This window comes from uncultured Slackia sp., from assembly GCF_959608125.1.
Taxonomy (GTDB): domain Bacteria; phylum Actinomycetota; class Coriobacteriia; order Coriobacteriales; family Eggerthellaceae; genus Slackia.
On sequence record NZ_CAUHPG010000012.1, the window covers coordinates 37,312 to 56,409 of the forward strand.

18 protein-coding genes are annotated in these 19,098 nt (G+C 58.8%); 13 read left to right on the forward strand and 5 right to left on the reverse strand.

From position 1 onward, the window contains the following. The first annotated feature begins 55 nt into the window (after nucleotides 1-55). Entirely contained in the window at nucleotides 56-1,090 is a 1,035-nt protein-coding gene (locus Q6E04_RS05260; RefSeq protein ID WP_303249757.1) for a glycosyltransferase family 2 protein, read from the forward strand. Nucleotides 1,091-1,204: 114 nt separating this feature from the next. Here the strand turns inward: Q6E04_RS05260 and dinB are convergent, their stop codons facing one another. Beyond that, entirely contained in the window at nucleotides 1,205-2,509 is a 1,305-nt protein-coding gene (dinB, locus tag Q6E04_RS05265; protein ID WP_303249758.1) for a DNA polymerase IV, read from the reverse strand. A 218-nt stretch (nucleotides 2,510-2,727) separates the two neighbouring features. Here dinB and Q6E04_RS05270 point away from each other — a divergent pair, with 218 nt between their 5' ends. Together Q6E04_RS05270 and Q6E04_RS05275 are read left to right on the forward strand one after the other, a co-directional pair. Next, nucleotides 2,728-3,030, forward strand: coding sequence for a hypothetical protein (locus Q6E04_RS05270; protein ID WP_303249759.1), 303 nt, complete (start codon nucleotides 2,728-2,730; stop codon nucleotides 3,028-3,030). Nucleotides 3,031-3,282: 252 nt separating this feature from the next. Continuing rightward, on the forward strand, nucleotides 3,283-3,756 hold the full coding sequence (locus Q6E04_RS05275; protein ID WP_303249760.1) for a GNAT family N-acetyltransferase: 474 nt from the start codon (nucleotides 3,283-3,285) through the stop codon (nucleotides 3,754-3,756). Between the two features lie 379 nt (nucleotides 3,757-4,135). Here the strand turns inward: Q6E04_RS05275 and Q6E04_RS05280 are convergent, their stop codons facing one another. Next, a complete protein-coding gene (locus tag Q6E04_RS05280) occupies nucleotides 4,136-4,543 on the reverse strand; it encodes a rhodanese-like domain-containing protein (RefSeq protein WP_303249761.1) in 408 nt (135 codons plus the stop codon). Nucleotides 4,544-4,856: 313 nt separating this feature from the next. Here Q6E04_RS05280 and Q6E04_RS05285 point away from each other — a divergent pair, with 313 nt between their 5' ends. The 10 genes from Q6E04_RS05285 (at nucleotide 4,857) to Q6E04_RS05330 (ending at nucleotide 15,071) form a co-directional block, all read left to right on the forward strand. Continuing rightward, the gene (locus Q6E04_RS05285) at nucleotides 4,857-5,621 is read left to right on the forward strand and encodes a sporulation protein (RefSeq protein WP_303249762.1); all 765 of its coding nucleotides are present in this window, start codon (nucleotides 4,857-4,859) and stop codon (nucleotides 5,619-5,621) included. Nucleotides 5,622-5,829: 208 nt separating this feature from the next. After that, nucleotides 5,830-7,431, forward strand: coding sequence for a GNAT family N-acetyltransferase (locus tag Q6E04_RS05290; RefSeq protein WP_303249763.1), 1,602 nt, complete (start codon nucleotides 5,830-5,832; stop codon nucleotides 7,429-7,431). Nucleotides 7,432-7,983: 552 nt separating this feature from the next. Next, the gene (locus tag Q6E04_RS05295) at nucleotides 7,984-9,402 is read left to right on the forward strand and encodes an MDR family MFS transporter (protein WP_303249764.1); all 1,419 of its coding nucleotides are present in this window, start codon (nucleotides 7,984-7,986) and stop codon (nucleotides 9,400-9,402) included. 4 nt (nucleotides 9,403-9,406) lie between these two features. Beyond that, a complete protein-coding gene (locus Q6E04_RS05300; protein WP_303249765.1) occupies nucleotides 9,407-9,904 on the forward strand; it encodes an HPP family protein in 498 nt (165 codons plus the stop codon). 206 nt (nucleotides 9,905-10,110) lie between these two features. Next, nucleotides 10,111-10,851, forward strand: a complete 741-nt coding sequence (locus Q6E04_RS05305) for a lantibiotic protection ABC transporter ATP-binding protein (RefSeq protein WP_303249766.1) — start codon at nucleotides 10,111-10,113, stop codon at nucleotides 10,849-10,851. Further along, a complete protein-coding gene (locus Q6E04_RS05310) occupies nucleotides 10,848-11,657 on the forward strand; it encodes a hypothetical protein (RefSeq protein WP_303249767.1) in 810 nt (269 codons plus the stop codon). Before Q6E04_RS05305 ends, Q6E04_RS05310 begins: the two co-directional genes overlap by 4 nt. Further along, nucleotides 11,657-12,514 carry an ABC transporter permease gene (locus Q6E04_RS05315; RefSeq protein ID WP_303249768.1) on the forward strand — a complete coding sequence of 286 codons (858 nt, stop codon included), beginning with the start codon at nucleotides 11,657-11,659 and terminating at the stop codon, nucleotides 12,512-12,514. Before Q6E04_RS05310 ends, Q6E04_RS05315 begins: the two co-directional genes overlap by 1 nt. A 3-nt stretch (nucleotides 12,515-12,517) precedes the next feature. Then, nucleotides 12,518-13,015: a hypothetical protein gene (locus tag Q6E04_RS05320; RefSeq protein WP_303249769.1), complete on the forward strand. Its 498-nt coding sequence runs from the start codon at nucleotides 12,518-12,520 to the stop codon at nucleotides 13,013-13,015. Next, nucleotides 12,952-13,614, forward strand: coding sequence for a response regulator transcription factor (locus tag Q6E04_RS05325; protein ID WP_303249770.1), 663 nt, complete (start codon nucleotides 12,952-12,954; stop codon nucleotides 13,612-13,614). Before Q6E04_RS05320 ends, Q6E04_RS05325 begins: the two co-directional genes overlap by 64 nt. Further along, a complete protein-coding gene (locus tag Q6E04_RS05330; RefSeq protein ID WP_303249771.1) occupies nucleotides 13,602-15,071 on the forward strand; it encodes a sensor histidine kinase KdpD in 1,470 nt (489 codons plus the stop codon). The genes Q6E04_RS05325 and Q6E04_RS05330 overlap by 13 nt, the downstream gene beginning before the upstream one ends. 54 nt (nucleotides 15,072-15,125) lie before the next feature. On the opposite strand, the gene Q6E04_RS05335 is transcribed toward Q6E04_RS05330, so the two are convergent. The 3 genes from Q6E04_RS05335 to nrdD all read right to left on the reverse strand — a co-directional run. Then, a complete protein-coding gene (locus Q6E04_RS05335; protein ID WP_303249772.1) occupies nucleotides 15,126-17,042 on the reverse strand; it encodes a lipopolysaccharide biosynthesis protein in 1,917 nt (638 codons plus the stop codon). A gap of 208 nt (nucleotides 17,043-17,250) precedes the next feature. Continuing rightward, nucleotides 17,251-17,796, reverse strand: coding sequence for an anaerobic ribonucleoside-triphosphate reductase activating protein (gene nrdG / locus Q6E04_RS05340; RefSeq protein WP_303249773.1), 546 nt, complete (start codon nucleotides 17,794-17,796; stop codon nucleotides 17,251-17,253). 196 nt (nucleotides 17,797-17,992) lie between these two features. Continuing rightward, nucleotides 17,993-19,098 (reverse strand): anaerobic ribonucleoside-triphosphate reductase (gene nrdD / locus Q6E04_RS05345; protein WP_303249774.1); only part of this gene is annotated, 1,106 nt, incomplete at its 5' end.

Below are 19,098 nucleotides of genomic sequence, written 5' to 3' on the forward strand. Positions count from 1 at the left end.
TCAATCATTTCGACGGCGATGCCGTCTTAGAACGAATCAAAAGGGGCTTTCAGGCATGAAAACCGTTTCATTCGCCATTCCGTGCTACAACTCCGCTGCCTATATGGATAAGTGCATCGAGTCCATCCTTGCGTGCGATTTCGGCGATCGCGGCGACATCGAAATCATTATCGTCGACGATGGCTCGACGAAGGACGACACTGCGGAAAAGGCCGATGAGTGGCAGCGTCGCTATCCCGATACGATCGTTGCGATTCATCAGGAAAACGGCGGCCACGGCGCCGCGGTGAATGCCGGTCTCGCCAATGCGACGGGTCGCTATTTCAAGGTGGTCGATTCCGACGACTGGCTCGATGGGGACGCCATGCGCGACGTTATGGCTTATCTGCGCAGGCAGTGCGAACTGAAGGACTCGACCGATCTTATTATTGCGAATTACGTGTATGAAAAAGTTCACGAGGGCACGCGCACGGTGATGCGCTACCGTAATGTGTTTCCCGAGGGCCGCGAATTCACCTGGGATGAAACGGGTCACTTCAACCAGTCGCAGTACCTGCTCATGCACTCGGTGATCTATCGCACCGAACTTTTGCGCGATTGCGGGCTCAAGCTGCCCGAGCATACGTTCTATGTCGACAACATCTTCGTCTACGTGCCCCTGCCGCACGTCAAGACGATTTACTACCTCGATGTGGACATGTATCGCTATTTCATCGGCCGCGAGGACCAAAGCGTCAACGAAAAGGTCATGTATTCGCGTCGTGACCAGCAGCTTCGCGTGACGCGCATCATGATCGACTCGGTCTATCTGCCGGATGATGTCGAGTCCAAGAAGCTCGAGCGCTACATGGAGAATTACCTGTCCATGATGATGTGCATCTGCTCGGTATTCCTGCGCCTCGAAAAGACCGACGATAACGAGCGCGACCGCGCCGCCATCTGGAAGTACTTGGAGGACGCGAACCCCGTTCTGTACAAGCGCATTCGTCATACCGTGCTGAACTGGGGAAGCAACATCCCCACCGAGATGGGCCGTCGTTTCGCTCTTTCGGCTTATCATATCGCGCAGCGCGTGTTCAAATTCAACTAGCGCGCTGTTTATCTTGTTCATGACGAAAGCCCTGCACTCCTTGAGCGAATGCAGGGCTTTCTCGATTTGGCCAGGTAATTTGCATGCCGTTACCTTGGGCTTCGGGTGTAAGTTTTAGTAGTCGGCGGGGTTTTTCGCAGCCGTTCCGGTGGTGTTGTTTTTGACCTGCAGCTCACGCCCGTAGAACACGGCCGATTCGCCGAAACGGTCTTTGACGATGTCGGTCGCGCGTGAAAGCTTGCGGCCGTGTTCTGCATCGATCGAGGGAGGTTTCGCTTCCGCATGAGGGTGTCGGTCCTTGTCTTCCGTGGCGAAATCGCCGCTGTCGAAGAGGGATTCCTGCACATGGTCGCTTTCTTCGAAGCCCGTCACCGCCACGCCGACAAGGCGAACCGCCATGCCCGGCTTCCATAGTTCCTCGATCATTTCATGGAGCAGGGGAATGAACGCATATTCGTTGTCTTCGGGGCGGGGGAGTTTGCGCTGGACGCTGCGGACGCTGCGGTCCGAATAGCGCATGCGCAGCGCTACCGTGCGTCCTGCCAGGTCTTTCTTTCGAAGGCGTCGGGCCACTTTCGCCGCCATGGTGTCGACTGCGGCGGCGATGGCCTCGAAGGTGCGCAAGTCGTTCGAAGCGGTCATTTCGCTTGAGACCGACTTTACCGGGTCGCTATCGGCGCTTACGGGCGTCATATCGAGTCCCAGGCAGCGGTTACGCATCATGTCGGCGTTTTTGCCCCAGATCGATTTCAGCAGCCGGTCGGGTGCCGCGGCCATGTCTCCAAGGGTGAAGACGCCGTGCTTGCGCAGCGTTTCTTCGGCTCTCGCTCCGACGCCCGACATCGTTCTGACGGGTAAAGGGGAGAGGAAATCGTGCTCTCTACCTGGGTAAACGACGGTAAGGCCTTGCGGCTTGTCCATATCGCTGGCGATTTTGGCGATGGTTTTGCTCGTGCCGACGCCGATGGAGCAGGTGACCCCGAGCTCGGCTACGCGATTCTGGATCCGCCGGGCGATGGCGACGGGATGCTCCGTGTTCACTTCGTTCGGCGAAACATCGAGGAACGCTTCGTCGATGCTGACCTGCTGCAACAGAGGGCTTTCATCAAGAAGGATTCTCATGATGGAGCGTGACATGGCTTTGTAGCGGTCGAAGTGGCCATGCGTCCAGATGGCATGCGGGCAGAGCTGCTTTGCGGTGGCCGAAGGCATGGCGCTGCGGACACCGAAAGCGCGCGCTTCGTAGCTTGCCGTCGAGACGACGCCGCGTTTGTCGGGATCGCCGCCGACGATGACGGGCTTTCCGCGCCATGCAGGATGGTCGAGCTGTTCGACCGAGGCGAAAAAGGCATCCAGGTCGACCAGAAGCACGGCAGGGCCGGGCCAAGGACGGTGCTGGTCTTTTCCATCGAAATGCATCGTATTTCCTCGCATATCAAGTACGAATATCCGTTCGATTTTCTTTGTAGTATATACGAACAAAGATTCGGATGGTGAAAACGTTCGATTCGTAACGTCTCGAGAACGCCTTGTCGTGCGAAACTTCGAACGGATTTACGCTCAGATACTATATAGTTAATTTCATTATGCACGAGCGCGTCGAATCGATGCGCAAAAACGTCTCGAGGGAGAAATCAATGGACGCAAAGAAATGCCGCACGCTCGGCATCGTGAGCATCGTTTGCGCGGGCATCAGCTTGATTGTGTTCGGCGCATTGCTCGACATCGTCGCCTTCATCATCGGCTTCGTCGCTCTGACGGGCGCTCGCAAGCTCGTCATGGTCAACGCCGATGACGTTTATGCGTGCGATGCTATGAAGCTTGCCAAGATCGGCGTCGTGCTGAGCCTGGTCGCATTCATAGCCAATGCTCTGACGGCTGCATTTTTGGCGCCTGCGCTGCTTGAAGGTACCGTGGGCACGTCGGGCGCAATGTTCTAGGATTGCGCGTATCGCCAGTGCGTCAAGCCGCGTGTTGATCGGATTTTCCGGCTGCACGCGGCTTTTCTTTTATTCGAGGGTTGTTTTCCTTTTCCGACGTATCCGATGCGTATTTGAATCAACGAATCGATTATTTTCCGTGATACTTTACCCATAAAACACTACAATGGGGCCTTAGAACGGCTCTCAGGGCTTCATTTGTAAAAGCCCAGGTCAGATGGGTGCAAGAACGAGCTTGAAGGGGAATAGCTCATGAAAATGATTGAAGAGGTGCGAAAAAGCGAACGAACCGACGAATTGATCGAAGAACTTGCCTCGCTCTGGAGGCGATCGGTGACGGCAAGCCACTGGTTTTTGAGCGAAGGCGACATCGACGCCATCGAGCCCGAGGTTCGTAATTGCATTCGCGATATCGAGACGCTTTATATCGCACGAACCGATACGGGGCATGCGGCTGGATTCGCCGGCGTCTCGGGTGTCAGGATCGAGGCGCTTTTCGTCGAGGCGGCGCTGCGCGGAACCGGATACGGCAGCGCGCTTATGGATCGCGTGATCGCTGATGCGCCGGTCGAGTTCATCGACGTGAACGAGGGAAATCCGAATGCGATCGAATTCTATTCGAAGAAGGGATTCAGGGTCGTGTCGAGGTCGTCTCGCGATGATGCCGGAAGGCCGTATCCGATACTGCATATGCGCAAGTCTCCGCAATACGGAATCGGAGCATAGGCGCTATCCATCGGGTATTATTTAGAAAAGCGAACAGATGTACTTTTATATCTGTTCGCTTTTTGTTCGAAAATACATCTATGATAATATGTCTTATGTAAAGTTACGGAATAAAACAGTCCAAAACGCGACAAGGCATCGACAGCGCGTGTCTGGCTCGACGCCCGTTCGGCAGGAAGAATTAGATAGGTCGTTACCGCGACCTTCGTGGATACTGGCTTGATGCGGGCAAAAGAAAAGCCCCCAACGCAAAGCATCAGGGGCATACAGATGGTGGATAATCCTAGGACCATCCACAGGCAATTGTACAACAAAGCAGGCTGCCAGGGAAGAAGAATGTTCATCGGGCAGCCGTCAAGCTCGCGTGAATCGTATGGCTCTACCTTTCCGAAACGGTCTCCCCCGTCCAGGAGTTGATGCCGCCGAACTCGATGACGTCGGTGTATCCCAGGGCGACGAGTTTTTCGGACGCCTGCTTGCTTCGGTTGCCGCTGCGGCAATACACGAAGATGGCCTGGTTTTTATCGGGCAGTTCGGCGATTTCCTCCTTGCCGATGGTCTCATTAGGAACGTTGATCGCACCGGGAATGTGCTTCTCGGCGAACTCCTCGGGCGTGCGAACGTCCAGAATGACGTAATCCTGTTCGGTCTGCATCATTTCGATCGCCTCGTCGGCGGTCGTTTGCACATAGGTTCCCGCTGCGCTGCCGGTCTCCCCCACGGGCGCTGAACAGCCTGCCAACAGAATAGCCGAAAGCATCAGCGGAAGCGTTTTCTTCATGTTCATGTCTCTCTCCATTTCGGATAGTCTGCACGGTCGATTCGTGCTCGGACGGCCGTTGCTGCATCGCCTTACGGAATCCGGTCGATTCCTGCATGCGAAAGCGGCACGAATCCGCCTTCTGTCGTGTATCGACGCAATCCTATCTCGGACGCGTACGCATCGAAGTAGCGAAGGGCATACATTCGGTCGTTCGTCGATATTGTCGGCTGCGGTTCGGTGTCGGATCACAGCCGACTCGAAAACGGTATGTGCCATGCGTTATTCTGAAAAGAACACGCGAGCGATGTTCGCATGGTTCTACGAATGGAGGATTCGCATGTTCAATAAGCTGCTTCAGTCGATCGGCATCGGCAGCGCCCGAGTCGATACCGTTTTGTCCGACACGGTTTGCGTTCCTGGAGGGTCGGTTGCCGGCGAAGTGCGCGTTTACGGTGGCAATGCGCCGCAGGAAATCGAAACGATCTATCTTTCCCTCATGGCAAGCTACGAGGTGGAAGTCGATGACGCCAAGGTCAGGCGCACGGCCGACCTCAATTGCATCCGCTTGACCGATAAGTTTTCCGTGCAGGCGAACCAAGAACTCGTCATGTCGTTTTCGATTCCCGTTCCGCTTAATACGCCGGTGTCTGCCGGCAAAAGCCAGGTATGGGTGCAGACGGGCCTCGACATCAAATCGGCCGTCGACCCGCAGGACCGCGATCCGCTCGAGGTAAGAGCGCATCCCTTGGTCGATGCTTTCATCGCGGCGGCCCAGCGTCTTGGCCTGCGTCTTTATCAGGTCGATTGCGCAAAGACCGACTTCCGCAATGCGGGCAATGGCTTGCCTTTCGTCCAGGAGTTCGAATTCAAGACGTTCGCCGGCGAATTCCACGGCAAACTCGACGAGGTCGAGGCGGTCTTTCTTCTGAGCGATGCGGGCGTCCGCGCGACGCTGCAGATCGACCGTCGCGTGCGGGGTTTCGCCAGCATGCTTTCTGAATCCATGGGAATGGACGAATCCTACACGACCATATCGTACGACCAGAGCGACGTAGCACGTCTCGATATCCTTCTCGCGGATACCATCAGGCGTTATTGCTAGATTCGATTGCGCGGGCGCAGCCGTTTCGGGGTGATGCCGGTTCCCTTGCTATCCCCCCGCCCCTGCCGCTTGTGCGATTTCTCGCGACGCGCCGTTTCGCAGCGCGCCCGCAACGCTTGCAAGTCGTCTTCGCTGTTGCAATAATCCTGGAAGCCCTCGTTTCGGCGGGGGCTTCCCTGTGCTTTACCCCGTTGAAAGGCCCCATGTTATGACGACGTCGAATGCTCCGAAAAGCCATGTAGCTCGTGGAATCCTGCTCACCGCCATCGGTGCATGCTGCTGGGGCTTTTCGGGAACGTGTGCCCAGCTGCTTACAAGCGAATACGGCATTCCCGTCGCATGGCTGATCACGGTGCGCATGTGCGCCGGCGCCCTGCTGTTTTTGGCAGTGTGCCTTGGCAAGAACTGGCGAAGCTTCCGTGCCGCCCTGCGCGATACGCGTTCGCTGGTGCATATCATGATATTCGGGCTTTTTGGCGTGCTGCTCACGCAATTCAGCTACATCACGTGCATCTCTTATACCAATGCGGGAACGGGCACGGTGCTCGAGAGGCTCGGTCTGGTCATCATTTTGTTCTATATCTGCGCGACCGTACGCAGGCTGCCTCGTCTACGCGAGGCCGTAGGCGTGGTGCTCGCGCTTGCCGGCGTATTCCTTATCGCCACGCACGGCAATTTCGGCGCGCTTGCCATTCCTCCCCAGGGCCTGTTCTGGGGATTGATGACGGCCGTGGCCATGGCGTGCTATACGCTTATGCCGGTGAAGCCGCTTGCTAAATGGGGCAGCTTCATCGTGACGGGGATCGCCATGTCGACCGCCGCGGTTTCTTCGGCCGTGATCTTGCAGCCTTGGAAGCTCGACGTGGCGGTTACTCCCGAGGTCGTCTTGATCGTCGCGGTCATGGTGGTCATCGGGACGTTCGCCGCATATCTGTTCTATCTGCAGGGCGTCAACGACGCAGGTTCTATGCGTGCCGGCCTGGTTGGATGCCTCGAGCCCGTGTCCGCCATCGTCATTTCGGCGGTGTGGCTGCATACCCCGATCGGCGTTTTCGACATCGCCGGCGCCGCTCTCATCCTGACGATGGTCGTTCTGACCACGCAGAAAGAAGAGCCGCAGGAGCATGACCGCTTCTCCGGCTCGCTGCGCGACGTCCCCCTTTTCCAGGGCAGCGCGTCGAGGCTCGGCTACTACGAAGCCCGTCGTGCTACCAGCGAAGATTTCAACGCGTTCTCTTCAGCTCTTGAAACGGGTCATCGCGCGATGGCCGAGCTGGGAATATCCGAGCAGGGAGATAAAAAATACCCCTCCGAACGTCGCATCATGCGTGCGATCGACCGCGGCGACGCCTATGTGGTGACCATGGATGCAGACGCGGCCAAGGCCGATGCAGGAGCCGAGGATGCTTCCGTCATCGACTCGGTGGCCGTCGATGCTCGCGGTCGTCGTGTCATCGGCGTGTTCTCGCTTGATATGAACGGCGATGCGGCGTATGCGCATTCCGAAGGCGCCGTTTGGACCGATTTCAGCGATATGCGCATCGAGGGCCGCAGCGAATACGCGGCGCTTCATTGGGTGACGGTTGTCCCTGAGGCTCGACACAGCGGCGTCGGCATGTTCATTCTGGGCGAGGCCGAGCGTATGGCGAAAGAAGCCGGTAAGGCATGCGTGCGAGCCGACGTCTACGAGCAAAACGCCCCCATTCGTCATCTGCTCGAGCGCTACGGATTCCATTCGTGCGGTTCGATCGTGCTGAAAAACAGCCTGGGTCGTAAGCGTCGCCGCGCCGCCTACGAACTGATCCTTTAGCACCCCCGCCGTACTTCGTTCGGATGCTTTATCGGGGTACTTCGTATCGAGGCGCGGCGAAAACCGCATTTCCTGCATGAAAAGTGCAGTTGGCGGTCTTTTTGGGACGGAAAAGCATCGCTTTCGCATCGCCGCAGCTCTTTTGAAGCGGTCTCGCACGAAGCGACCAGGCATTTCGCTGTGCGTGAAGGGCGGTCGCGCCATGGAAAAGACCGTCAACTGCAAAAAAGATGCAGCATTTTCTTTTTCGCTTGCATCCCCCTCGGCGTGCCGATACTGTGGAGCCTTTCGGCCCTTAGTTGACCGTTCCTAGACCCATGGGTAAGGTATCCGACATGTTTTCTTCCGTGGTGAAAATCTATCGACATGCACGACTTTTGAACGACTTCGCATCGAGCGAAGCCGTTTTCGTCGCGTCTGACGCCACGAGTCTTTCGGCTATGCTCATTTAAGCCCCTTTTCGAAACACGATACAACCTGAAAAGCCTGCAGCGACATTCTGTCGCTCATGTCTCGTTTTGTACTCTTTCGTTTTCGGAAAGGATTTTTCTTTTGAGCTCTACCTCTGCTTCGAACGACGTCCGTAAGGCGACGCGTCATGAAATCATGGTTGTCGGCGTCGTCATCGCGGGCGCTTTCCTTGCTATTCTGAACCAGACCGTCCTCGCCCCCGCCCTGCCGGGCCTGATGGAGACCTTCCAGGTCAATGCAGGCACCGCTCAGTGGGTGACCAGTATCTACATGCTGGTCAACGGCATCATGGTTCCCATTTCGGCCTACCTGATCGACAAGTTCCCCACGCGCAAGCTGTTCTTCGCGTCGATGGGCGTGTTCATCGCTGGCACCGTGCTTTGTGCGATGGCTCCGAATTTCGAGCTGCTGATCGCAGGTCGCATCCTGCAGGCGGCCGGCGCCGGCGTGCAGATGCCCCTGGTCGCCGTGGTCCCCATGCTGATCTTCCCGCCTGAGAAGCGAGGCACTGCTATGGGCATGGCCGGCATCGTGATGTCGGTCGCTCCTGCCGCAGGCCCCGTGGTCGCAGGCATGATCATCGACTCTATGGGTTGGCGCGCGATGTTCTGGTCGATCGCTCCGCTGGGATTGATCGTGCTGATCGCGAGCATCTTCCTGCTCAGCAACGTCGGCGAGCTGAAGAATCCCCGTCTCGACATGCCGTCCGTTCTGCTTTCCACCGTCGCGTTCGGCGGCTTGCTCTACGGCTTCTCGAGCGCTTCGAGCCTGGGTTGGACCAACCCCATCGTCATTGCCGTCATTGCCGTCGGAGCCGTGTGTCTCGTGCTTTTCGTTCGTCGCCAGAATAAGCTCGACGAGCCCCTGCTGCAGCTTGCCACGCTGAAGTCCGACATCTTCGCATCTTCGGCCATCATCGTCACCCTGATCAATTGCGCCGCAGCCGTGACCAACGTCACGCTGCCCATCTTCTTGCAGAACGTCCTGGGGGCAAGCGCGCTCGAGACGGGCATGGTCATGATGCCCGCCGCCGCCGTCGGCATCATCATCAGCCCGCTTTCCGGCGTGATCTTCGATAAGTTCGGACCCCGTTGGATTACCGTTGGCGGCCTTGCGTTGATGAGTGCCGCGCTCTTCGGCTTCTCGCGCATCGGTTCCGATACCACCCTGCTCGTGGCCGCCGTGCTGTGCACGTGCATGGCCGCAGGTCAGACCATGGCGAACATGCCCGCGAACACATGGGGCATCAACGCCCTTTCCAACGACATGATCGCGCACGGCAACGCGATCAGCAATACGGGTCGTCAGGTCGGCGGTGCGATCAGCACGGCGCTCATCGTGACCGTCATGACCATGGTGACCTCAGCGAACGCTTCAAGCGGCCTGGTCGAGTCGACGGCCCTGGGCGTTCAGGCCGCCTACGGCGTTTGTGCGCTCGTCGGTGCGGTGACGCTTGTGTTCGCCATCGTGAAGGTCCGTTCGAAGAAAAAGGAGGCATAGGGTCATGGACACGGTAACGGTCGGATCTATCATGGAGCGCGATGCGTATTCGTGCTCTGCCCAGGACACGCTCAAGGACGTCACGAAAAGTCTCATCGGCCTCGGCGTGAGCAGTCTGCCAGTGGTCGACGAGGGTAATCGCGTCGTGGGATTCATCAGCGACGGCGACATCATGCGCGCCATCGCCGAGCATAAGACGCGCTCGATTTTCTCGGGCGGCGCGCCTACCATGCTGTATTACGACGACGAGTCCATCGAACAGAAGGTCCTCTCCCTCAAGGATCGTAACGTGATGGAACTCGCTGCGCGTAAGGTGCTGTGCGTGACCGAGAGTCGGAGCGTCGGCCGCGTGGCCGATACGCTGGCGAAGAAGAAGTTCAAAAAGCTTCCTGTGATCGACGAGCACGGTAGGCTCGTCGGCATCATTCGCCGTTCGAGCATCATGCGTTACGCCTTCGACCTGCTTTTCCATGACGACGTGGATAAGAAGCAGGACGAGTAAGCGATTCAACCGATAAAGGAATGTTTTGAAAGCGAGGCCTCCGGCATGCCGGAGGCCTCGCTGCGTATTCGGACGCCTGATGTTCGAGTGAAGGGTGCTAGCTTTTTCGCGCGATTTCTTTTCCGTCTTTCAAGTTTCTTTAGAAACGCCGTTCATGCTGGTTGTAGCGAAGAAATCGAGGAAGACGGAATCGAAAGGAGTCAGGCATGGAATGCCTTTTAGAAACACGGGCGCTTACGAAGACGTTCGGGCGCGGCGGACACGTACAGACTGCGGTCAATGCTGTGGATATGCATGTGGAAGCAGGTCGCGTCTACGGATTGCTCGGTCCCAACGGTGCGGGAAAATCAACCCTGCTCAAGATGGTGACCGGCATGCTGCACCCTACATCGGGCGAAATCGTCTTCGACGGGCATCGGTGGCGTCGAAACGACCTGTACGATATCGGGTCGCTGATCGAAACTCCGCCGCTTTATCCTAATTTGACCGCTCGCGAGAACCTTAAAGTGCGTGCGGCGCTTGTCGGCGCCGACGAATCGCGTATCGGTGAAGTGCTGGAGACGGTCGGCCTGACCGGTACGGGAAGCAAACGTGCAGGAAGCTTCTCGCTCGGCATGAAGCAGCGTCTCGGCATCGCGCTCGCCTTGCTTGCGCGGCCGAAGCTGCTCGTGCTCGACGAGCCGGCCAACGGACTCGACCCCATCGGCATCGAGGAATTGCGCGCGCAGATCCGCGCGTTCGTGCAGGCCGGCATCACCGTGGTCATTTCGAGCCACATCCTCACCGAGGTAGCCCACGTGGCCGATCGCGTCGGCATCATCGTGGACGGCTCGCTGGCGTTCGAGGGCGAGATCGAAGAAGGAGTGGATTTGGAGAAGCTGTTCATGGATGTGTGCCGCAAAGGCGCGCGTCCTGGATTCGATGCCATGCAGGGAGGTGCGCGATGAAGGTCGTTTTTCCCGCCGCACGTGCGGTGCCTCGCTCGTTGGGCGGGTTTCGTACGGCGTTTTCGGCGGAGATGGTAAAGGGCAAACGCGCGGGCGCACGCAGGGTCGCCCTCCTCGCCCCGCTTCCCCTTTGCGTTTTGGGCTTGATGAGCTCAGGACTCGTTACTCAAGGCCATGGTCCGGGCGGGGTCGGCTTCAACACATACGGCTGGTGCTGGTGGTATACGCTGCTGCTGCCAGTGGCCGTGGCGCTTATAGCGGCGGGCGTGACGGGCATCGACGCACGTCAGAAATTCCACGGTGTTATGAGCGCGCCCGTAAGCCTCCGTTGCGCATGGGGCGCGAAGACGGCGTATGCATTCGTCCTGGTCGTGGCGGCCAATCTTGTCGTAGCAACGGTCTCGGTCGCAATCGACGCGCTCGGGGGCGATGCCGCCGGGCTTCTTGCAAGCGCGTGCATGGTCGCCCTTTTAAGCGCCTCGTCGCTCTGGATGATTCCCGCGGGTCTTTTCCTTACGACGCGCTTCGGGACGCTGGCGGGAATCGCCGCGCCGCTTCTGGCGCAGCTCGGCGTGGGAATAGCATCGTACGGAAGCAGCTTATGGTGGCTTTTGCCTCCGGCTGCCGCTATGCGTCTGTGTTCTCCGTACGCCGGCGTGGCGCCGTCGGGGGTGCCGCTCATGCAGGGCGAGATATACGGCGTCATCGATGCGTCGTGGTTCGCCGCCCTGGCCGTTTCCGTAGAGTTCGGCGTGCTGCTTGTCGTTGCAGGCGCTGCATGGTTCGCTCGACAGGAGGTGCGTTGATGATCGATAGAATCGACTGTTTCGAAGGCGTGCGCCGCACTGCTTTCATGGCGATGGTGCGCTCGGAGTTGCTGCGTGTGCGCCGGTCCCCTCTCGTGGCGTTGCATGCGGCGCTCGCTGCGGCCATCGGTCTTGCTGCGGGCCTGTATTTCGCGGCGACTTCGTGGGATTCGCTGCTTGCCTACGATGCGTTCGTGCAGCTCTTAGGTGCCGGCGCATCGCTTCTTGCGGGCATTTCATGCGGGTTGTCGCTTGAAACCGAACGCGAGGCCGGCGATTATGCGAATCTTGCGGGTCACCCTTCGCGTCGTAAGGCGTTTTGTGCGAAAGGGGTCGTTTTGCTCGGAATGGGTTCGCTCGCTTGCTTGGCCGCATTGTTCTTGTTCGTCGGAGTCTTGATGCTTGCGGGCAAACCCGTTCCTTCGGCGGGAATCGTAGCGCTGACCTTCGTCGCTTTGACGGCCGGCTCCGTAGCGTTGTACGTTATTTCGATCGTCGTCGCGTTGATATGGGGGCGCAATGCTGCCATCACGATCGGGGCGCTCGGTTTCATGGTGGCTCTCGCATCGCTCGGCGGACTCGGAAACGGCCTGGTCACAGGAACATTGAGCGCGTCGATTGCGCCGCTTGCCCTTATGGCGGTTCCTTTCACTTGGCCTGCGCGCCTTGCGTCGCTGAGTGTTGAGGTCCCTTTGGCTGCGGCCGGGCGTGTTCCCGGGACGGATGGGATGCTCGAAGCACTTGCGTCGAATACGCAGGCGAGCATAGCGCTATGCGCGGTCGGAACGGCAATCGTCATAGCGGCATGGATGGCGTACGTGTCTTGCTTCGAAGACACGCGCCGAACGAAAGAATAGGGGGTGAGATATATGGCGAGATGTAAAAGCGCTGTTCCGGTCGTCATTGCGGTTGCGGTCGTTGTCGCCTGTATCGCAGGGTCGGCGTGGATCGTGCAAAGCCGTGATGCCTGGCTTGCGAAAAGTATCGCCGACCGCATCGTGCCCTGGAACGTCCCGACGGTTCTGTACGCGGAAACGCCCGATGCGCAAAGCTATTTTCAGGTCTACGATGACGCGACGGGTGCGTATGAGAACTATGTCTACGAGATTAAGGCGCATGATGCCGATGGGGACGAGCGGCGCGTCGTATTGGTTTCGTTCGGTACAATGCTCGACGAAACAGAGCCTTTCCTCGTGATGACCGCGAAGGGGACGAGCGTTCAGGCCTGGGAATATGCCGATCGGCGCGCATCGCACAGCATGCGCGCCGCGTTATCGAAAGGAACGAATCGAACATGGCAAGGATCCTTGCAATCGACGACGAGCCTGCCGTCCTTTCCCTGCTCGTCGCTATTCTAAAGAAAGATGGACACGAAGTGGTCGCTATAGAAAGCGCCGACAAGGCGCTCGGGCTCGATTTCGCGCGTTTCAACCTGATTCTGTGCGACGTTATGATGCCTGGCACCGACGGCTTCGAATTCGTAACTTCCGTGCGCGAGCGCGTCGACTGCCCCATCGTGTTCCTGACCGCGAAAAGCGAGGAAAACGATGCGGTCACGGGCCTTTCCGTCGGCGCCGACGATTACGTGCGCAAGCCCTTCGGAGCGGCCGAGTTGCGCGCGAAGGTGGCCGCCCATCTGCGTCGTGAGAAGCGGGAGCGCCATGCGGCGCTGGCCTTCGACGGCATAAGAATCGATTTGGCGGCAAAGCAGCTGTACGTGCACGATGCACCGATCAAGCTGACGAAGTGGGAATATGCGATATGCGAGCACTTGGCCAAACATCCCGGCCAGGTGTTTTCAAAGGCGCAGATTCTCGAGGTCGTGGCGGGATGGGATGCACAAAGCGATGTTTCCACCGTGGCCGTGCATGTAGGCAATGCCCGCGCGAAGCTGAAGTCGGCGGGCGTCGCTCCGATTGAAACCATCTGGGGGATTGGATACAAATGGGTCGGCTGAAAGCATTCGGGAAGCGAGGAGACGAGCGGCGGCGCGGCATCCCGTTCTCTTTATTCGTTATCAGATACTTCATCTACGTTCTGTTCGGGGCGATGTTCGTGGCAGGTGCGGTGGTATCGCTTCTTATAGCCGCCGTCGATTCGGGCGCGTTGCATCCCGGCAATTACGCGAGCATCAATCGCGATGCGATGGTCGGTGCTATCGAGGAGCGCGGTGCGGCGGTCGCCGACGACATACCTTCATGTTACCGCTGGGGCGTTTTCGATGATTCAGGCCGGCTTGTCGACGGCGATTTCGATTCGCGCTCCAAAAGTTTCGCAGAGGAATTTCTGAAGGATGGGGGCATAGATTCCGTTGTCTATTCATCGCCGTTCGCCTCCCCCGTCTATGCGGCACGCGCGATGCTTGCGGATGGCTCCGTATGCGTTCTTATTTACGATTTCAATCCCGATTTCACTTCGAAGACGCTGCGCGACCGTCTGCCCGATCCGCAGGGTTTCATGTTGGCAGTCGGTGCCTGCCTGTTCGTGGCGATGGTCGCGCTCGTTGCAATGCGGGCATCAAAGATGATGCGCCGCGCCCTTTCTCCTCTTGTCGACGCAGCCCATCGTATCGGCGAACGCGAGCTTGATTTCGAGGTCGCTCATGGTAATGTGCGCGAGGCAAACGACGTGTTGGATGCGATTGATGACATGCGGGAATCCCTCAAGGCATCGCTTGAAGCGCAATGGTCGGCCGAGCAGGCGCAGCGCGAGGCGCTCTCGTCGCTTGCGCATGATTTGAAGACTCCGCTCACTATCGTGCGCGGCAACGCCGACCTGATGATCGAATCGCATCTCGACGAAGAGCAGAAGGCTTGCGCGCGCTTTATCGGCGAGGCGGCTTGCGATATGGAAGACTTCATCGGTCGCATCATCGATGTCACGCGCTCGACGAGCGGCATGCATTCTAGGAATCGTCGCATATCGTGCGCGCAGGACCTTTGTGAAAAGGTCGTTCGCGAAGCGAATGCCCTGGCATCCGCGCGAGGGTTTTCCTTCGATGCGGCGATTGACGGCGTTCCTGCGGATGCCTTCGTTCGGGTCGATGCCGATATCGTGCAGGCCGTATCGAATCTCGTTGATAACGCATTCGAATACGGCGCATCTCCTGTGGTGATGCGCTGCCGCTATGAATCAGAGTGCAGCGTGGGAGATTCGGGCGAGCATGCGGGTTGTCTTGAGATATCGGTCGAAGACGAGGGCCCGGGGTTTTCCGAAGCGGCACTCGCCCATGCGTCTGAACGTTTCTATCGAGACGATACCGCGCGTACGCGTGATGGACATCATGGGCTCGGTCTTGCCATCGCGTCGGAACGTGTTCGCGCCTGCGGCGGAACCTTGGTCCTAGAGAACACGAAGTGCGGCGCACGAGCGACGATCGCTTTGCCATGCTTCGCCGACTTCGAGCTTTCGTAGGAGCGAAAAAAACGCCCTTTGCGGATTCGGAATCTGCGAAGGGCGTCGTTCGTTTTAGGGGCGTGGGCGACGCTTCGCATCATCCTGATGAAGCGGTCTGGTGTGCATTTCGCCCAGGTCTTGTGTACCGCCGCGTAAGAAATCACGTTCCTGCTCAAGGCGTTCGCGCTCTCGCGTCTCTAGGGTCTGCTCTTGGCGCTGCATACGCTCGGTATCGTGAGCATGGCTTCCCGCATGCTTGCCAGCCGCACCGCTGCGGCGGGAGCGTTGCATGCGGGTTATCGAACGCGCTGCAGCCTGGCGCGAATCCGACAGCTTCGCCACGGGCTTGCCGTCCACGGGAACGACCCCTTTGATGCGCGTCGTTTCATGTGCGGGCGCATTCGCAGCGTTGCGAGGGGCGGACATCGCCGCCGTTGCGGCCGGGTCGTGCGCGGCACCGTGGACGCGGCCGCCGTCTGCTCCGTCGAAACGGACGGTCTGCATGGTTTCCATCGGGGCCGCTGTGCCGGCGTGCGCGGCGGTTTCGGCGTATTCCGTCGTCTGCGCGACGGGAACCTCTTGCGTGGCGGCTGCGGAAGGCGTCTGCATTGAGGCGCGTTCGCGGGCGCCCTCTCCTTCCGCACGCATGGCCATGAAGCGGCGGCGCAGGTCCATCCTGATGGAAACGTATTCCATGACCAGGAGCGAAAGCAGAATGCACATCACGATCAGGTACGAAAGCACCGCGCCGGCAAGACCCGTGAACCCGATCAGCAGAAGCGGCACGAAGATAGAGAAGCCGAACGTGAGTAGGTAGAGCTTGGTGACGTCCTTTTGACGGCGAAGCACGGTGATCGCCTGGTACAGAAAGTCGATCACGGCCGTCACGCCGCCGGCGGCGATCATGACGAAAGCAAGGCCGCGGAACGGTTCGAAATCGATGCCGTAGAGGAAGCTCATAATCGGAATGCCGATCCAGCCCATGACGGCCATGACGCCGCCTGTCAACACCAACGTGATCGCGACGATCGCCAGGATGGCCAGGTCGAAGCGTTTACGGCGTGCGGGGTCGGCCCATACTTCCGCAAGGCGAATCAGCAGCGGCTTATAGATCATGCTGATGGTGAGCAGGATGCCCTGCGCGGGGAAATAGAGTGCATTGAAATAGAGCTGGTTGTCGTAGGGAAGCATACCTTCCATGACGAACTTCGGCATGTTCTCGATCAAATTGAACAGGAACAGCGCGACGAACAGCGGAAAGCATTGCTTGAGCAGCTCGACGACAGCTGCAGGACTCCAGCGGCGCGATTTAGGCGTCTCGAAAAGCGCCAGAGGAAACGTGAGCACGAAAAACGACAGCAGCGATACGATAGCCATGGCAACTGAAGCGATGGCGAGATTGCGTGTGACCAGGAGCAGGAGCGAGAAGACGATGACGACCGCCACCGAGCGGACCGCCTGGGAAAGCCCTGCCAGATACATTTTGTCCGCCTGCTGCAGACGCCCCTCGTAGACGTCTGCAAGGGCGTCGACCATCTTGTAGAAGTAAACGCCCATGCAGATGGTGAGCATGTGTCCGTCGTAACCGCGCGCGAAGCAATAGAGCGCTCCTATGAACAGCATGATGACGCAGGTCACGACGCGATTGACCTGGTAATCGGAAAACGAATAGCGTTCGTTCAGGTCGGATACCTGAAAGGTGCGCACTCCGTAGTTGCCGAGGAACATGAGCACGAGGCCCGTGATGAAGGCCATCGAGAACATGCCCGCCTGCTCGGCGCCGACGAGCTGAGTCACGACGATCGTGAGAAGCGGGAATACCATGCCCCATGCCCCCACGCCAAGCGTCGTGCAGACGAAGTCGCGGCGGGTGCGATGCGATGCGTACTGTTCTTCCTGGTCGCTCAGCGAGCCTTCGGATACCGCCCCCAGTAAGCGGTTCCACCATTCGTTCGTGATGCGCACGATGAAGTTTTGCTTGCGCGCCATATGGTGGATGCCTCCTTAGAGCCGGTTCGGTGAATGACGAGAATTATAGGCCATGCGGCGAGCCCGGGCGGAAAGGCGCCTGGTTTTTCACCGCGCCCCCACGTGTCGCAGGCGATGTCGACGGTGATTCTACCGAGGAGACAGGCCGGGCGCCCTCCAAGGCGGACGGCTGAAAACGCCCCGTTGAAAAGGTACGCTGAATTCTTTGCTAATTCATCGTGTGCGTCGAGAATACGGGGTCGTCGGTCCACAGGACGACCTTTCCCGTCGCGCGCGTCGCGGCCATGTCGATGATGCGCTGGTTGGATGAGCCGCGAAAGCGCAGCGTGATATCCTTGAGGTCTTGGACGAACGGTCCGTCGACGAGAATATCGATGAAGGAGAGCAGGCGGTCGGTATCCTCGGTGCGCTTCGGCCCCGATGTCAGCTCCTCGTAGGTGTCGCCCGTGTAGCACCAGATGTTCTTCTCGGGATAGCGCGCCTTCACGGTTTCGAGGAACGAAACGAGCCCATGCTGGTTCTCGGGCTCCATCGGCTCGCCGCCGAGCACAGACAAACCGTCGATGTACGCGGGCGCGAGGCTTGCGAGGATGGCTTGCCGCGCTTCGTCGTCGAAAAGCCTGCCGGCGGTGAAGCTCCAAGCCTCCTCGTTGAAGCAAAATGGGCAGCGCCTGCGGCAGCCGGAGACGAATAGGGTCGTGCGAACTCCTTCCCCGTTGGCGATATCGCAGTATTTGATCGTCGAGTAATTCACTTCTCAACCTCTTTCGAACAAACGTTTCTGCAGAACAGCCCGGACATGCGTTCGAGCCGCGGCTGCGCCCTACCCATTCGTCGCAAGGCGTGGCCGCGCACACGCAGAAAGCCACCGGACGTGGCTTTCTGCGCGCTATAGAGCTTGTATGGTTGCGGCGAGCCCTTCGCAGGCTGCCACGCGACGGCGGCGTCGATTACAGATGCAGGACGCGGTCGCGGATCTCTTCGGTGCGTCCCTGGTTCCAGAACTGCGTTCCGATGTAGCCACAGGTGCGACGGGCGACGTTGAGGGTGTCCTGGTCGCGATTTCCGCAGTGCGGACACTCCCAGACCAGCTTGTTGTCGTCGTCGACGATTTTGATTTCGCCGTCGAATCCGCATTTCTGGCAGTAGTCGCTCTTCGTGTTGAGCTCCGCGTACATGATGTTGTCGTAGATGTACTGAAGCACGCGGATGACGGCCTGCAGGTTGTCCTGCATGTTGGGCACCTCGACGTAGGAGATGGCGCCGCCCGGCGAAAGGCGCTGGAATTCGCTTTCGAACTTCAGCTTCGTGAAGGCGTCGATTTCCTCGCTGACGTGGACATGGTAGCTATTGGTGATATAGCCCTTATCGGTGATGCCCTCGATCAGGCCGAAGCGGCGCTGCAGCGATTTCGAGAACTTGTACGTAGTGGATTCGAGCGGCGTGCCGTAGAGCGAGAAGTCGATGTCGCTTTCGGCTTTCCATTCGGCACACTTGTCGTTCATGTGCTGCATGACCGCCATGGCGAACGGGGTCGCCGCCGCGTCGGTATGGCTTTTGCCCGTCATGTATTTGACGCACTCGTACAGGCCCGCGTAGCCGAGCGAGATGGTGGAATAGCCGCCATAGAGCAGCTTATCGATCGGCTCGCCCTTTTCGAGGCGCGCGAGCGCGCCGTACTGCCACAGGATGGGAGCGGCGTCGGACAAGGTGCCCTTCAGGCGGTCGTGACGGCACATCAGGGCCTTATGGCACAGCTCGAGGCGCTCGTCGAAGATCTGCCAGAACTTCTCTTCGTCCTTTCCGGACGAGCATGCCACGTCGACCAGGTTGATGGTTACGACGCCCTGGTTGAAGCGGCCGTAGTACTTCGGCTTGCCAGGCTCGTAGTTGCCTGCGTTGGCCACGTTGTCGAAACCGTTGCCGGAGCGATCGGGGGTAAGGAAGCTGCGGCAGCCCATGCAGGTGTAGCAATCGCCCTGACCGGGCTCTTCGCCCTTGGACAGCTTAAGCTCGCGCATCTTCTTCTCGGAGATGTAGTCGGGCACCATGCGCT

Coding starts and splice junctions, on each gene's coding strand:
- Q6E04_RS05275 (WP_303249760.1), top strand. CDS start 3,283: ATGAAAATGATTGAAGAGGTGCGAAAAAGCGAACGAACCGACGAATTG.
- Q6E04_RS05325 (WP_303249770.1), top strand. CDS start 12,952: ATGGCAAGGATCCTTGCAATCGACGACGAGCCTGCCGTCCTTTCCCTG.
- Q6E04_RS05305 (WP_303249766.1), top strand. CDS start 10,111: ATGGAATGCCTTTTAGAAACACGGGCGCTTACGAAGACGTTCGGGCGC.
- dinB (WP_303249758.1), bottom strand. CDS start 2,509: ATGCATTTCGATGGAAAAGACCAGCACCGTCCTTGGCCCGGCCCTGCC.
- Q6E04_RS05330 (WP_303249771.1), top strand. CDS start 13,602: ATGGGTCGGCTGAAAGCATTCGGGAAGCGAGGAGACGAGCGGCGGCGC.
- Q6E04_RS05260 (WP_303249757.1), top strand. CDS start 56: ATGAAAACCGTTTCATTCGCCATTCCGTGCTACAACTCCGCTGCCTAT.
- Q6E04_RS05310 (WP_303249767.1), top strand. CDS start 10,848: ATGAAGGTCGTTTTTCCCGCCGCACGTGCGGTGCCTCGCTCGTTGGGC.
- Q6E04_RS05300 (WP_303249765.1), top strand. CDS start 9,407: ATGGACACGGTAACGGTCGGATCTATCATGGAGCGCGATGCGTATTCG.
- Q6E04_RS05270 (WP_303249759.1), top strand. CDS start 2,728: ATGGACGCAAAGAAATGCCGCACGCTCGGCATCGTGAGCATCGTTTGC.
- Q6E04_RS05315 (WP_303249768.1), top strand. CDS start 11,657: ATGATCGATAGAATCGACTGTTTCGAAGGCGTGCGCCGCACTGCTTTC.
- Q6E04_RS05290 (WP_303249763.1), top strand. CDS start 5,830: ATGACGACGTCGAATGCTCCGAAAAGCCATGTAGCTCGTGGAATCCTG.
- Q6E04_RS05285 (WP_303249762.1), top strand. CDS start 4,857: ATGTTCAATAAGCTGCTTCAGTCGATCGGCATCGGCAGCGCCCGAGTC.
- Q6E04_RS05280 (WP_303249761.1), bottom strand. CDS start 4,543: ATGAACATGAAGAAAACGCTTCCGCTGATGCTTTCGGCTATTCTGTTG.
- Q6E04_RS05335 (WP_303249772.1), bottom strand. CDS start 17,042: ATGGCGCGCAAGCAAAACTTCATCGTGCGCATCACGAACGAATGGTGG.